This is a genomic window from Demequina sp. B12 (assembly GCF_028823635.1).
GTDB lineage: Bacteria > Actinomycetota > Actinomycetes > Actinomycetales > Demequinaceae > Demequina.
Genome location: NZ_JAPEHU010000004.1, coordinates 173,917 through 187,524, shown reverse-complemented (window position 1 = coordinate 187,524; position 13,608 = coordinate 173,917). Strand labels below are relative to the sequence as shown.

Sequence of the window (13,608 nt, the reverse complement as noted above, 5' to 3'; positions counted from 1 at the left end):
GGTGTCAGTCCCGCATCGGGTCGGTGCGGGTGAGTGTTGTTCCCACGTTTCGGACGCTACGCCCGGTCATCGCTCACGAGTGCGCGACACTCCGGTGGACACATGTTCGACACACACGAGTTCGGGCGTGGCGAGCCGATGCGGGTTAGCGCCCGTGGCGACGTTCCCGTTGAGAGAAGGAGCGGACGGCGCGCAGGAAGTCGACCCGGCGGAAGTCAGGCCAGTAGGCGTCGCAGAAGTAGAACTCGGTGTGGGCGGACTGCCACAGCAGGAACCCGGACAGGCGTTGCTCACCGGAGGTGCGGATCAGCAAGTCTGGGTCGGGTTGGCCTTTGGTGTAGAGGTGTTCCCCGATGTGTTCGACCGAGAACTCATCTGCGAGTTCGTCCAGGGTCTTGCCTGCTGCGCTGCCAGCGCGGAGGAAGGAACGCACGGCATCGGCGATTTCGTGCCGGCCGCCATACCCGACTGCGACGTTGACGTGGAGTGCAGTGGCCTCGGAGGACTTGTCGACGGCTGCGCAGATGCGGTCGGTGGTGTCGCGGGGCAGGAGTTCCGCGGAGCCGACGTGCTGGATGCGCCAACGGCCGTCAGCGGCGAGGCGTTCGGTCGCGGTGCAGATGATGTCAAGCAGTGGCTCGAGTTCGTCGGCGGGGCGTTCGAGGTTGTCGGTGGACAGCAGCCACAGGGTCACCACTTCGACGCCGATGTCCGCGGACCACTCGAGGAGGTCTTGGATCTTGTCCGCGCCTTTGCGATGCCCGTCGGCTGGTGAGGCGCCGCTTTGCTTGGCCCAGCGCCGGTTGCCGTCGAGGATGACGCCGATGTGCCGGGGGACGTTTCCTTCGGTGCGGAGGGTGTGCTCGATATCGCGTTCGTACTTGCGGTACAGGAGTTCGCGAAGGCCCACGTGTTGTCCTCTCCATCGGCGAATCCGGGGGGGTGGGACAACGGTACCGCCACCTCATAACCTACGGTATCGTAGGTTTATGGCCGACAACCTGCCTGACCCAGCGAAGCCGCTCATGCGGGGCTGGCTCCATTTAGGCGCCGCCCCCATCGCCTTGATTGCCGGAATGGTCCTCGTGGTGTTTGCTCCCACGTTGGCCGGACGGGTGTCGACAGCAGTGTTTACGCTCACTGCCGTCATGTTGTTTGGCACCTCTGCGGTGTATCACCGCGGGGATTGGTCGCCTACGACCAAGGCCGTGCTACGCCGCATGGACCACGCCAACATCTTCCTCATTATCGCGGGCACCTACACGCCTCTGACGGTGCTCCTCCTTGACGGCACAACCCGGCTCACGGTGCTGATCGTGGTGTGGTCCGGAGCCCTCGTGGGGCTCTTGCTCAGAATCTTCTGGCTCAGTGCACCGCGATGGCTGTATGTGCCTCTGTATGTGGCGCTGGGTTGGGTCGCGATGGGATACATCGGCCCGTTCTACCGAGCGGGCGGCGCGGCTGTTGTCACCCTGATCATCGTGGGCGGCTTGTGCTACACGGTGGGTGCAGTCATCTACGGCACCAAGTGGCCTCGTGGTTCAACCAGGTACTTCGGCTTCCACGAGATCTTCCACGCGTTAACGATCGCGGGGTTCTTCTGCCACTTCATCGCCATCGCCTTGGTCGTCTTCAACGCTTAGCGTGGTTCCCGTGGCCGCTTCGTCATCCTCGGGTGGGCGCGTGCGCACCTTCCGCAGGTGCTTGGACAACGACAAGAACAGCACGATTGCCGCTGCGACCAGGACAAATGTCACTACGAAAGCCGCGAATCCCGGCCCTCCGGTAAAGCTCGTCACGAGTAGGCCCCTTTCCGTGAACTATCCTGCCTCATGATGAGCAACGCACCCGACCACGAAACCGAGGAAGAACTCTCGGACGCTGTCCCCCACCTGTCCAAAAAAGGATGGACCTGGGTGACAGTGGGACTGGTGGCACTCACCGGAATCGCGACGTGGTACGGCGTGGGCCAAGCAGACCAGGCCGCCCGCTGGGCCACCGTGGGATTCTCCATCGACTCCGCGACAGATGCGGAAGTGACGTTCGACGTCCACCTGTATACCGATGAGACCGTGGAGTGTCAGGTCCGCGCCATGAACACCAGCTTCGCGGAGGTGGGTGTCGCGACTGTCACGGTTGACCCCGCTGAAGGCGAAAGCCAGCGTCTCACCGTCCCCATCACCACCGTGGAAGAAGCCACCACGGCAGAGGTCAACTACTGCGACGTGCCCCGCTAGGCGAGCATCGCCGTCTGCAGGCGTGTCGCCTGCGTGCGTCCCATGGCACGCGTACACGGCCGGAAACTTCTGTTTAGCGTCACCTGTTGTTATTCTGTCCAGTCACGTCCACTAAGGAGGATCTCGTGACTGAGACGACTGGCACCTGGCTTACCCAGGAAGCCTTGGACCGCCTGCAGGCCGAGTACGACCACCTCGCAGGCGAGGGCCGTGCCGCTATCGCCAAAGAGATCGACGAGCGCCGCCAAGAAGGCGACCTCAAGGAGAACGGCGGCTATCACGCAGCGCGTGAGGAGCAGGCAAAGCAGGAGGCTCGTATCGAGCAGCTGCGTCACATCCTGCAGAACGCAACCGTGGGCGAGGCAAGCACTGCATCCGAAGTCGCGTCCGGCTGCGTCGTCACCGCTGAGGTGATGGGACGCGAGATGCGCTTCCTGGTGGGCTCTCGCGAGGTCGCAGGCGGCACGGACATTGACGTGTTCAGCGCCCAGTCGCCGCTCGGGTCTGCACTGATCGGCAAGAGCGCCGGTGACGAGACTTCCTACACTGCCCCCAACGGCAATGAGATTCCCGTGAAGGTGATCACGGTGGAGCCCTTCAGCGGCTAACACCTTCGCCACACACGAACGGCCCGCCGGACGCTCGCCGCGTCTGGTGGGCCGTTGTCATGTCTAGCGACTCCCGCGGACTCTCACGCGTCCTATGGCGTCGCGCGAACCAACAGCACCGCGACCTCCATATGGCCGGTGTGCGGGAACATATCGAACAGCCGCCCCTGCTCCACTCGGTAGGACGGCATCGCCGCGAGATCCCGCGCCAAGGTCGCCGGATTGCAGCTCGAGTACACGATCGTCTCGATTCCGCTGCCTTCTAACCAGGCCGCGAACTCCGCTCCCACACCCCGGCGCGGCGGGTTCACGATCACTGCATCGGGCATCTGCGTTTGGCTCATGGCCCAGGCCCCGGCATCGGCCGCGATCAAGGTCACGCCATCAGCGCCAGGCATCCCGGCCGCGAGGGCCTCCGCACGGGAACGCTCAGCGGAAACGATGGCTTCCTCGCTCACTTCGACGCCCACCACCGCGCGGGTAGCGGCCAGGCAGTGCAACGCGAACCCACCGACTCCGCAATACAGATCCCACAACGAGGACGGTGCACGCGAGTCAATCCACTCCCGGACCTGGGCGTACAGGTCGGTTGCGACGGCAGTGTTGGTTTGGAAGAAGCTCCGTGGACCCAGGTGGAGCGACAGGTCGCCGAGCGGCATGGCAAGAGTCGACTCGGCAGTGAGCACGATTTCTCGCTCACCCTCCGTGACGGCACGGTGCTCAGGCAGCACGTTGAGCGTTGCCACACGCAGGTGGGGAAGACGGTCCTGCAACCAGGGCAGATGTTTGACGAGTCGGGTGTGGGCTTCTGTGGAGCGCATGACGAACCGAAGGAGCAGGTCACCGGTGGAAGCGGCCGTCACGAGCAGGTGCTTGAGCTCACCGCGCCGGTCCGGCACGGAGTACGGCTCCAGGCGTGCCCGCGTGATGAACTGAGCGAGCACCGGCAGCGCGTCCGTGATCGCGGCGGGATACAGCCCACATTCGCGCAGGTCGACGCCGTGACCGTGGTCGTCGAGGATGCCAAGCGTGGGTTCGTCCATGGTTCCGGCGACCACCATCTTGGCCTTGTTGCGGAAGCCACCGACCGCGCTGAGGCACGGGGTCAACCACTGAGCGTCTGCGGCACGCTCCCCTAGGGCTGCACGTACCTGCACGTCCTTACCTGAGACCTGTGTCGCGTACGGCTGCGAGATGAGCGAGCATGAACGGCATACGCCTGCGTCCCAATACGCACAGATCAGACCGCGGCTGGGGGCGTCAGGAACGTGGCTCACCGTTCTCACCGTCAGTCGCCGATCCACCCTTGGGCTTGCGCACTCGGATGGTGCCAGTGGTGGGCCGGGCCTCTTCCACATGATCGGCTTCACCGGCATCGGTAGCGCTGTCACCGCTGCGTTCGACACCTTCATCGCGTCCCTCGGTGGGCTGGGCGGTCGTGGCCCCGTCGTGATGCACTCGGACCTCCCCGGTCCGGGTGATTGCGGTGCGCGCACGACGCACTGCTTCGCGTGAGCGTTCCGCGAACACCGGCACCTGCGAGGTGATCGGGGGCACTTCTTCCTCGTCGGGCTTGTAGCTTGCGCTGAGCGCGCGGCCAAAGGCGTAGATGAAGGAGACGATGGGCACGGCGATGATGGCTCCCACCAAGCCCAGGGTGAGGGTTCCGGCGGAGATCGTCAGCAACACCACCAGCGGGTGCAGCGACAGTGCCTTGCCGAACAGCCACGGGTAGAGGACGTTGCCCTCCAGTTGCTGCACCAGCAGCACGATGCCCAGCATGATGAGCGCCGTTGTCCATCCGCCATCCACGAGCGCCACAAGCGAGGCGATGGCACCCGACAAGGTGGCGCCGAACATCGGGATGAAGGAGAACAGGAAGACCAAGATGCCGATGGGCAGGGCGAGCGGAACGCCAAGGATCCATGCACCCACACCGATGCCAACCGCGTCAACGAACGCCACAAACACTGTGGTTTGGGTGTAGCGGCGCAACGTCTTCCAGGCGTGCATGCCGGCCTCGTCGGTGCGCTTTTCGACGTCATTGGGCAGCAGCGTGACGCCCCACAGCCACAGCTTGCGCCCGTCACGCAGGAAGAAGAACAAAGCGAAGACCGCAATCACGGTTCCAGCGACCAGGCCGCCGATGGTGGACGCCGCACCCAGCGCACCGCTGGCCAAGCCCCATGCGTTGTCGCTCAACTGAGACTGGACCCTGCCAATGATCTCGTCGAGTTGCTCCTGGCCCATATGAAGCGGTCCGGTAGCCAACCAGTCGGTGAAGGTACGGAAACCCTCCAAGGCGGTCTCACGTAGGTCGTCAAAGCCGGAAATGATCGACGTGGATGCCGCTCCCAGCAAGAAGCTCACGACGCCCAGCAGCACCAAGATCGCCAAGAGCGCACCCAAGCCACGCGGGATGCCGATCTTGTTCATGTGGTGCACGAGGCGCTCCATCGGAGCGGCAATCAGCAAGGCAATGATGAGCGGCACAAACAACGTGGCCAACGAGGTGAACGTCCAGAACAGGAAGCTCACCACAATCCCCAGCACGATGAGTCGCCACGACCATGCGGCCGAGATCCTCAACGCCAGTGGCACACGGGTCAAGACTGCGTCGCGTGGTGCTGGCGCAGCTGGCTGGGGCGCACGCGTATCCGTGACGGGCTCCTGGGTAGGATCAGGCATAAAGCGAGCCTAGCGCGCGCATGGGACATTCCGACTGGACCCGCCGCACGAGGAACAGACGCGCCCCTGACAGCGTTGGACTGACCATCAATCGTTCGCACCGCCCAAGGAGCAGTCATGATCTTCGGATTCGACAAGACCACCATGATCACCGCGGACCAAGCGATGCCCGGTAGGCCGGTAGCTCTCCCCGTCGCTGACACGCACGTCGTGCTCGGGACGCCGCTGCAAGGCCCCTGGCCGGAGGGCACGGAAGTCATCTACTTCGGTATGGGCTGTTTCTGGGGCTCCGAACGAATCTTCTGGCAAACCCCGGGCGTGTATTCCACGGCGGTGGGTTACATGGGCGGCTGGACCCCCAACCCCACCTACGAAGAAACGTGTACCGCGAAGACCGGGCATGCCGAGACTGTGCAGGTCGTCTACGACCCCGCCAAGGTCAATGTCGACACCTTGCTGAAGGCGTTCTGGGAGAACCACGACCCCACGACAGCTAATCGCCAGGGCGGAGACATCGGCACCCAGTACAGGTCCGCCATCTTCACCACGACCCCGGAACAGGCCGATGCTGCCCGCGCCTCGCGAGACAAGTACCAAGAAGCGCTATCGGAGCAGGGTTACGGCACCATCACCACACAGATCGCTCCCGCTACGGAAGCGGGCGACGGAACGTTCTATTACGCCGAGGACTACCACCAGGGCTACCTCCACAAGAATCCCGGCGGGTACTGCAATCACGGCTTCTGCCAGGCGTCCTACGCGTAACCGCGCACCGGTTACTGCTGTGCGATGCTCCGCACAAACTGGAGCTGCTGCGCGAGTTGGTGAACCGCTCCTCCTTCATGCGTGTTGTCGTGCCACACCTGCATGTGCTTGGCAGGCGTGTGCGCGGCACGGTCTCCGTACCAGTTGAATGCCGCGTATCCCGTGGACGGTGGGCATACCGGATCACGCAATGCCACTGACGCCAGTAGCGGAGCCGTGGCGCGCTTGGCGTGGTTGACACCGTCAAAGTAGCTGAGAGTCTCGAACACTCGCGTGCGGTCCCCGCGCCGCACCGCCAGGTACTTCACGATCTCTCCGTAGGGGAACTCGTCAGTGATATCGACGGCGCGCTCAAAGTGGCACAAGAATGGGACATCGGCCATGACGCCAGCAAGGCCCTCCGCAAGCCCGGCAACCGCCAACGCGATACCGCCGCCTTGCGAGGCGCCGGAGAAGAACACGGCAGACTCGTCGACGCCAGGAAGCGACCGCGCTGCATCGACGGCGCGCACCGCATCGGTGAAGACTCGGCGGTAGTAGTAGTCGGAAGGGTCCTCAATGCCACGGGTCATGAACCCGGATGCGCTCGCCCCTGATCCCACCGGATCGGGCGTGTCTCCCCCATTGCCCCAGCCGTGCCCCTGGCCGCGCGTGTCCATGAAGAAGTGCGCATAGCCGGCAGTGGCCCAGAAGGTGCGTTCCAGGGCGTGTCCGCGTCCACCTCCGTAGCCCGACACCTCCACGATGCACGGCAACGCCTGTTGCACGCCCCGTGGCCTGACGTACCACCCACGAATGGGGTGACCACCAAAGCCCGGGAAAATCACATCGCGGATGCTCACCTGGGCCAAGTCCCACCCAGCGTCCGCCAACATCAACTCTCCGTCGTGTTCACGTGCCTGCGCAAGCGTCGAAGACCAGAACTCGTCAAAGAACTGCGGCTCGTGTACCGCGGGACGGTAGGACTCCAGCGAGGGAAGCGGAAGGTCAAACAGCGGCATCGGTGCCTCACGGTGCTAGACAACAACGGACGTGGCGTGCCGGTAGCTCCGGAGACAAGGGCCGATGCGACGCCGAGGCCACGCTACAACGAGATGAGCCCCACGACCCAAAGGTCGTGGGGCTCATCCACAGGCAGGACTCGCGCAGAGACTAGTCGCGGCCTTGAAGCAAAGCGATGATGCGCAAGAACTCGGTGTACATCCACACCAGGGTCACCACAAGTCCGAACGCTGCCGTCCACTCGTACTTGGCGGGAAGGCCACGCTTGACACCATTCTCAATGAAGTCAAAGTCGGAGATCAGCGAGACACACGCCAGGATGACCGCGAACGCGCCAATCAACACGCCCAACGGAAGGCCCATGATCTCGTACTCCGAGCGCAATCCCCACGCGGAGTCCGTGGCGCCAAAGACCATCATTCCTACGTTCACCAGGGAGAACAGCAGGTAGGAGATTCCACCAATGAGGAGGAACTTGCGCATCTTGGGCGTGTAACGCAACTTGCCCGAACGGTACAGCGTGAGGCACACACCGAAAGTCACGGCAGTGGCCAACAGCGCCTGCAGGCCCGCGCCCTGAGCATCAAAGGCGGTCTCCACATACGAGGTCAGTGAGCCCAGGAAGTAACCCTCGACACCTGCGTAGATGATCGCGAGTGCGGGCGGGGTGGTCTTCTTGAACGCCAGGACCAAGCCCAGCACCATGCCCACAATCGCGGACACGATCAGGCCGGCGGGGGAGAAGAACATGTAGCCCGGCGCGGCAAGGATGAACGCCAGGATGATCATGGCGGCCGTCTTGGACGTCACGCCTTCGTAGCTCATGCGTCCCGCATCCATGGGGGTCGCGGCTGGCGAGTTGAAGTGCTGCTGAAGCTCATCCGCGGAAACGGTGGAGCCGTCGGGGTTGATGGTGGCACCAGGCTTGAAAGCACTGTTGGCGCCACTGAAGACGGGGCTGGACATGTGGTCCTCCTCGAGGTGGAACTGAGTCCGGTTCAGGATACAAGGCACGTCCCACCCCGAACCATCGTCCGTGGGGGTGATTCGCTCAGGGCGTGACGCTTCTCACGCCACTGGTGCCCCCGGCGGGACTCGAACCCGCACTTGGCCGATTTTAAGTCGGCTGCCTCTGCCAATTGGGCTACGAGGGCATGCCCCACGATTGTGCCGTATCCCACGCCAGTCGCCTCACGCAGCGCAGGCGACTGGCATGGGCCACAGCAATCCCGCGAGGGTTCTAGATACGTGCCGCCGCGGAGAACGCGATGCCGTCAAGGATGTCGTGCTCGCTCGTCACGGCCTCTTCAAGTTCGCCACCAGCGGCCCGCACCTCCGCCTGAACACGCAGCACCACCTCGCGCCACACCAGCGCGCCCGCGCCAATGACGTCAACGCGTCCAGGGTGCATAAACGGCATCGCTTCGCGTTCTTCTCGCGACGCATGCAGCAGGGCGTTGCACGCAGCAACCACCTCATCGACAGTGAGGCGAGCGCCATTGATACGGTCCCGGTCGTACTGCTGGAGCCCCAGGGCCTGAGCGGTGACAGTCGTGATAGACCCGGCCAGGCCCACCAGAGCACGGGTCTGTGCCACAGGAACATCCTTGATCGCCGCATCCAGCGCAGCCTGGACATCGGCGACCGCAGCATCGATCTGCACATCCGAAGGCGGGTTCGCGGCCAGGTGGCGCTCCGTCATGCGGACGCACCCCACATCCATCGAATGGGCGCCTGCAGGACCACGCTCACCCAAGACCATCTCAGTGGACCCACCGCCCAGGTCCACGACCAGATACGGCGGCACCAGGTCATCGGCCACCACGGAGACCGCTCCACGGAAACTCAGCGCGGCCTCTTCTTCACCCGAGACCACCTCCGGCTCCACGCCCAGACGTTCCTTCACACCCGCAATGAACTCGTCTCGATTGGACGCGTCTCTGGTGGCAGAGGTCGCAACGAACCGGATCGCTTCCACGCCGTGCGCGCGGCACAGCGCCGCATACTCATCGGTGGCAGCCAACGTCCGCTCAAGCGCCTCCGGAGCGAACTGCCCCGTGCGGTCCACGCCCTGACCCAACCGCACCACCTTCATGAGGCGCACCACGTCGGTCAGCGACTGACCGTCAGCAGCGACATCGGCAATCAGCAGACGAATCGAGTTGGTTCCACAGTCGATCGCGGCCACACGGGTCATGCGTTGTCCTCCACAGTGTTTGTCGCGGGGGCGTCCCCCAGGTCACAGGTGCATCGTTCCGGGGTCCACTGGTGGGCAATCAACGCCAACGCCTGATCCCCCAACGGGTTCACGCCCGGTCCCGCAGCCAAGGAATGGCCCACGAGCACGTGGAGGCACTTCACACGGTCGGGCATCCCTCCTGCGGAGATGCCGTGGATCTCCGGCACATCGTCCATGGCGTAGCGCTCTTCGAGATAGCGCTCGTGCGCAGCACGGTACTGAGCGGCCAGATCCTCATCCTCACCCAACGCCGCAGTCATGTCTTTCATGACGCCGTTGGCTTCCAACGTCGACACGGCGCTGACAGCATCGGGGTGCGTCAAGTAGTACTGCGTGGGGAATGGCGTGCCGTCAGGAAGGCGAGGGGCCGTGTGCACGACCGTGGGGCGTCCACACACGCAACGTGCCGCGATCGCGACTACTCCCCGGGGTTCGCGTCCCAGTTGCTGGCGCAGGGCGGAGATGTCGGCATCGGTCACGTCAGGGGTTTTCACCCTCCAAAGTCTACGGTGGTCACCGGCTCGTTCGTCCCGGTGGAATCCACGGTCGCGGGTTCCGCGGCTGGCGCATCCTCCACAGCAGGGTCGTCTCCCCCTGCATCGACCATCGAGTCCCACAACGTGTCGTACCAAGGCTGCAGCGGAGTTCCGGCGGCGTCGACCTCTGATGCCGCGGCGTCTTCCTGCTGATCGGCCGCAACTTCAGGATCGACCACGCGGTAGGGCGTCTCCCCGGGGAACACGTAGGCCAATCGCTCGCGAGCCTGCGCCACCACGTAGGCAGGATCGTCCCAACGCGCGACCTCCGCGGTCAGATCGTCGACCTCCGCCTGCGCTGTCGCGGCATCAGCGCGCAAACTATTGAGCATGGCTTGCTGATCCAGGTAAGCGCGAACCGTGGGTGTCACCACCGCGAACGCAGAAATCACCACAATGACAATCACGGCCGTACGCCATGTCAGCATCGCCGCCCAGGACCCTTGCGCGCTTGCCGCCTCGATACGAGGCGCGGCTGAAGCCTTACCCGCGGAGCCTTTGCTTCCGCCCTTGGCCGTGCTCGCCTGGGGCTTTGACGGAGACGTGCCTGAGGACGCGCGGTTGGCGGGACGGCTCGCCCCGGGGCGCTGTGAGCGCGGTGACCCGCCCTGCGAACGCGACGAGCCGGCCTGCGAGCTCGGCCCTGCGGCACGGGTGCGACGCTGCGGATCGCTCGCCGGACGCGACGATGAGCGCGCTGACGAGCGCGGAGCACCGGGTCGACGGGGAGCAGTCACGTCGCCATTGTCTCCCGCGGTCAGGGGTGGTTTGCTCAGGGCGGAACCGCGAGTCGTGTGATTCGCACCACGATTGTCCGATATGTCCAAAAATGCCTCAGGGCCGCGACTCCCGAAGGAATCGCGGCCCTGAGCCGGTAGCGGTCAGCGTGGCTGACCACTACACACAGCGTGCCTTACGCGGGGTACGAACGCGGGAAGGCGGACTTGCCGGCGTAAACGGCGGTGTCGTCCAGTTCCTCTTCGATGCGCAGCAGCTGGTTGTACTTAGCGATGCGCTCTCCACGTGCAGGTGCACCGGTCTTGATCTGGCCGGTGTTGAGTGCGACGACCAGGTCAGCGATCGTGACGTCCTCGGTCTCACCGGAGCGGTGCGACACCATCGAGGTGAAGCCAGCGCGGGTGGCGAGCGACACAGCGTCGATGGTCTCGGTCAGCGAACCGATCTGGTTCAGCTTCACGAGCAGGGCGTTGGCCGACTTCTCGTCGATACCGCGCTGGAGGCGCGTGGGGTTCGTGACGAACAGGTCGTCTCCGACGATCTGGGTCTTGTCGCCGACAGCGGCCACCAGTGCGGACCAGTCGGCCCACTCGTCTTCCGACAGCGGGTCTTCGATGGAGACCAGCGGGTAGTCAGCAACGAGCTGCTCGTAGTAGGCGATCATGTCGGCACCCGACTTGGCTTCGCCTTCGAACTGGTAAGCGCCGTCCTTGAAGAACTCAGTCGCTGCCACGTCGAGTGCGAGGGCAATGTCCTCACCGGGCTTGAAGCCGGCCTTCTCGATCGCGACGATGATCAGGTCCAGAGCGGCACGGTTCGACTCAAGGTTGGGAGCGAAGCCACCCTCGTCGCCCAGGCCGGTGGCCAGGCCGCGCTCCTTGAGCACGGACTTCAGGGCGTGGTAGACCTCAGCGCCGTAGCGGTAGGCCTCACGGAAGGTGGGAGCGCCAACGGGGGCGATCATGAACTCCTGGATGTCAACGTTGGAGTCGGCGTGCGATCCACCGTTGAGGATGTTCATCATCGGGACGGGCAGAACGTGTGCGTTCGGGCCACCGATGTAACGGAACAGGGCCAGGTCGGCCGAGTCGGCAGCGGCCTTGGCAACTGCGAGCGACACACCAAGGATGGCGTTCGCGCCCAGCTTGCCCTTGTTGTCGGTGCCGTCCAGGTCCAGCATGGTCTGGTCGATCAGGCGCTGCTCGGTGGCGTCAAGACCAACGATTTCGGGGGCGATGTCGTCGATGACCGCGTCAACGGCCTGCTCGACACCCTTGCCCAGGTAACGGCTCTTGTCGCCGTCACGACGCTCAACAGCCTCGAAGGCTCCGGTCGATGCGCCCGACGGAACTGCTGCACGTGCGAACGTGCCGTCCTCCAGCGCGACCTCGACCTCGACGGTGGGGTTGCCGCGCGAGTCAAGAATCTCGCGTGCGCCAACGGCCTCAATGCTCGCCATGATGCTCCTTCAGTTGTATGTGGATTTCTCTTCGTGAGTCTAGCCGCGCTCATGGAGGGGCGCGCCCTGACAAACGTCCTAGTTGGGTGAACCTTCGGTGGCGGCCGTTTCCGCCTCGCGTGCAGCGCTCTCGTACTGTCGTACTGCGTCACGCAAGGCGCCCTCGGCGTCCACTCCTTCGGCTTGGGCGCGCGCCACCAGTTCCAGTAGCTGATGGCCGATGCCAACACCGGCGGGATCGTTCACCTGCAGTCCCGCTTTGGCCGCGCGCGAGATCACTTTCTGCGCGCGGGCGAGCGCGGGCTGTGCGACGGGGATGCCGTCCATCACAGACTCGCGCCCTTTGGTCTTCTTCTTGATGTCTTCCCAGTTGGCGAAGACTTCGGCCGATGTTTGGGCCGGGTCGTCTCCGAACACGTGGGGGTGACGTTCGATCAGTTTGTCGGTGACCGCCTGGGCGATCTCGTCGATGCTGAAGGGATCGGTGGCGTGGTCCTGCGCGACACGGGCGTGGAACACCACCTGTAGCAGGACGTCCCCGAGTTCTTCGCGCAGGTCGTCGCGGGTGCCGTCCTCGACTGCTTCCGCAAGCTCGTACGCTTCTTCGATCGCATGCTTCACGAGCGTCTCGTGAGTCTGCTCCGCATCCCAGGGACAACCGCCCGGGGACCGGAGGCGATCCATCACCTCAACCAGTTGGGTGAGGGCTTCACTCACCGGCGATCCAGGGCTCGTCTGCGTCCACGAATCCGTTGGCGCCGGAGAACTCCGTCATCCAGGTCGCTTCGCCTGCTTGGGCCTTGTTCAAGGCGGTGGGGGCGACCAGTGCGAGCGATTCCGCGAATGCGACCTCGTCCCATTCACCGGTGCGGTTGGACGTCACGGCTTCCGTGGCGATGTGGTTCGACATGTCTGCGATCGCTTCGCCCGTGGTGTCCAGGATCGCGAAGGCGCTCAGCAGGTAGGCGGCTTCCAAGCCATCCACGAGCTCTTCGCTGGGCTCGCCCTCCACACCCTCGGACACCTTCAGCGCGGAGGCGAGGTTATACAGGTCCTCTCGGCTGTACGTCAGACCCAGGTCCGCAATCTGCTCCAGCATCGGCTCTCGCAACACCTCGAGAGTGATGACAGCGCGACGGTCAATCGACACGTGACCCTCCGTGGTCCACGCCTGGTAGAGGTCCGCAACGCGGTCGTTGGTGATGACAGTGTCGTCAATCTCGACGGCGCTCGCAGGCGAACCTTCCTGACCAGGAACGGCACATCCGGTGAGCACGATCGCCGTGGCCGCAAGGGCACCGGCTAGGGAACGTCGGCGTCGGGGGGTCGTCATGGT

Annotated in this window: 15 protein-coding genes and 1 tRNA gene; 4 read left to right on the top strand and 12 right to left on the bottom strand. The window is 64.2% G+C overall.

What is annotated here, in order from left to right; genetic code table 11:
- Nucleotides 1–145 precede the first annotated feature (145 nt).
- Complete coding sequence (locus tag ON058_RS10265) at nt 146–910, bottom strand: isoprenyl transferase (protein WP_274668953.1); 765 nt, start codon at nt 908–910, stop codon at nt 146–148.
- Nucleotides 911–989: 79 nt separating this feature from the next.
- Here ON058_RS10265 and ON058_RS10260 point away from each other — a divergent pair, with 79 nt between their 5' ends.
- The 3 genes from ON058_RS10260 to greA all read left to right on the top strand — a co-directional run bounded on the left by ON058_RS10260 (nt 990) and on the right by greA (nt 2,845).
- The gene (locus tag ON058_RS10260) at nt 990–1,643 is read left to right on the top strand and encodes a hemolysin III family protein (protein ID WP_274668952.1); all 654 of its coding nucleotides are present in this window, start codon (nt 990–992) and stop codon (nt 1,641–1,643) included.
- Between the two features lie 192 nt (nt 1,644–1,835).
- Complete coding sequence (locus ON058_RS10255; RefSeq protein WP_274668951.1) at nt 1,836–2,237, top strand: DUF4307 domain-containing protein; 402 nt, start codon at nt 1,836–1,838, stop codon at nt 2,235–2,237.
- A gap of 125 nt (nt 2,238–2,362) precedes the next feature.
- Complete coding sequence (gene greA / locus ON058_RS10250) at nt 2,363–2,845, top strand: transcription elongation factor GreA (RefSeq protein ID WP_274668950.1); 483 nt, start codon at nt 2,363–2,365, stop codon at nt 2,843–2,845.
- Between the two features lie 92 nt (nt 2,846–2,937).
- On the opposite strand, the gene rlmC is transcribed toward greA, so the two are convergent.
- Complete coding sequence (gene rlmC, locus ON058_RS10245; protein WP_274669100.1) at nt 2,938–4,089, bottom strand: 23S rRNA (uracil(747)-C(5))-methyltransferase RlmC; 1,152 nt, start codon at nt 4,087–4,089, stop codon at nt 2,938–2,940.
- Between the two features lie 16 nt (nt 4,090–4,105).
- On the bottom strand, nt 4,106–5,533 hold the full coding sequence (locus tag ON058_RS10240) for an AI-2E family transporter (RefSeq protein ID WP_274668949.1): 1,428 nt from the start codon (nt 5,531–5,533) through the stop codon (nt 4,106–4,108).
- 117 nt (nt 5,534–5,650) lie between these two features.
- On the opposite strand from ON058_RS10240, the gene msrA reads away from it, so the two are divergent.
- Nucleotides 5,651–6,298, top strand: a complete 648-nt coding sequence (gene msrA, locus ON058_RS10235) for a peptide-methionine (S)-S-oxide reductase MsrA (RefSeq protein WP_274668948.1) — start codon at nt 5,651–5,653, stop codon at nt 6,296–6,298.
- 11 nt (nt 6,299–6,309) lie between these two features.
- On the opposite strand, the gene ON058_RS10230 is transcribed toward msrA, so the two are convergent.
- The 9 genes from ON058_RS10230 to ON058_RS10190 all read right to left on the bottom strand — a co-directional run bounded on the left by ON058_RS10230 (nt 6,310) and on the right by ON058_RS10190 (nt 13,605).
- Nucleotides 6,310–7,299 (bottom strand): acetylxylan esterase, encoded by a 990-nt coding sequence (locus tag ON058_RS10230; protein ID WP_274668947.1) that lies wholly within the window; start codon nt 7,297–7,299, stop codon nt 6,310–6,312.
- Between the two features lie 151 nt (nt 7,300–7,450).
- A complete protein-coding gene (locus ON058_RS10225; protein ID WP_274668946.1) occupies nt 7,451–8,266 on the bottom strand; it encodes a Bax inhibitor-1/YccA family protein in 816 nt (271 codons plus the stop codon).
- A gap of 111 nt (nt 8,267–8,377) precedes the next feature.
- Nucleotides 8,378–8,454, bottom strand: a tRNA-Leu gene (locus ON058_RS10220).
- Nucleotides 8,455–8,540: 86 nt separating this feature from the next.
- Nucleotides 8,541–9,497: a Ppx/GppA phosphatase family protein gene (locus ON058_RS10215; RefSeq protein ID WP_274668945.1), complete on the bottom strand. Its 957-nt coding sequence runs from the start codon at nt 9,495–9,497 to the stop codon at nt 8,541–8,543.
- Complete coding sequence (locus ON058_RS10210; protein WP_274668944.1) at nt 9,494–10,033, bottom strand: DUF501 domain-containing protein; 540 nt, start codon at nt 10,031–10,033, stop codon at nt 9,494–9,496. Before ON058_RS10210 ends, ON058_RS10215 begins: the two co-directional genes overlap by 4 nt.
- Nucleotides 10,030–10,812, bottom strand: coding sequence for a septum formation initiator family protein (locus ON058_RS10205; protein WP_274668943.1), 783 nt, complete (start codon nt 10,810–10,812; stop codon nt 10,030–10,032). Before ON058_RS10205 ends, ON058_RS10210 begins: the two co-directional genes overlap by 4 nt.
- 176 nt (nt 10,813–10,988) lie before the next feature.
- A complete protein-coding gene (eno, locus tag ON058_RS10200; protein ID WP_274668942.1) occupies nt 10,989–12,272 on the bottom strand; it encodes a phosphopyruvate hydratase in 1,284 nt (427 codons plus the stop codon).
- Nucleotides 12,273–12,350: 78 nt separating this feature from the next.
- Nucleotides 12,351–12,989, bottom strand: a complete 639-nt coding sequence (locus ON058_RS10195) for a MazG family protein (protein ID WP_274668941.1) — start codon at nt 12,987–12,989, stop codon at nt 12,351–12,353.
- On the bottom strand, nt 12,982–13,605 hold the full coding sequence (locus ON058_RS10190) for a hypothetical protein (RefSeq protein ID WP_274668940.1): 624 nt from the start codon (nt 13,603–13,605) through the stop codon (nt 12,982–12,984). The genes ON058_RS10195 and ON058_RS10190 overlap by 8 nt, the downstream gene beginning before the upstream one ends.
- Nucleotides 13,606–13,608: the final 3 nt, after the last annotated feature.

What these genes read in the sequence shown, in the direction of transcription:
- ON058_RS10260 (WP_274668952.1), top strand. Translation starts at nt 990, where the DNA reads ATGGCCGACAACCTGCCTGACCCAGCGAAGCCGCTCATGCGGGGCTGG.
- ON058_RS10255 (WP_274668951.1), top strand. Translation starts at nt 1,836, where the DNA reads ATGAGCAACGCACCCGACCACGAAACCGAGGAAGAACTCTCGGACGCT.
- ON058_RS10240 (WP_274668949.1), bottom strand. Translation starts at nt 5,533, where the DNA reads ATGCCTGATCCTACCCAGGAGCCCGTCACGGATACGCGTGCGCCCCAG.
- msrA (WP_274668948.1), top strand. Translation starts at nt 5,651, where the DNA reads ATGATCTTCGGATTCGACAAGACCACCATGATCACCGCGGACCAAGCG.
- ON058_RS10230 (WP_274668947.1), bottom strand. Translation starts at nt 7,299, where the DNA reads ATGCCGCTGTTTGACCTTCCGCTTCCCTCGCTGGAGTCCTACCGTCCC.
- ON058_RS10225 (WP_274668946.1), bottom strand. Translation starts at nt 8,266, where the DNA reads ATGTCCAGCCCCGTCTTCAGTGGCGCCAACAGTGCTTTCAAGCCTGGT.
- ON058_RS10215 (WP_274668945.1), bottom strand. Translation starts at nt 9,497, where the DNA reads ATGACCCGTGTGGCCGCGATCGACTGTGGAACCAACTCGATTCGTCTG.
- eno (WP_274668942.1), bottom strand. Translation starts at nt 12,272, where the DNA reads ATGGCGAGCATTGAGGCCGTTGGCGCACGCGAGATTCTTGACTCGCGC.
- ON058_RS10190 (WP_274668940.1), bottom strand. Translation starts at nt 13,605, where the DNA reads ATGACGACCCCCCGACGCCGACGTTCCCTAGCCGGTGCCCTTGCGGCC.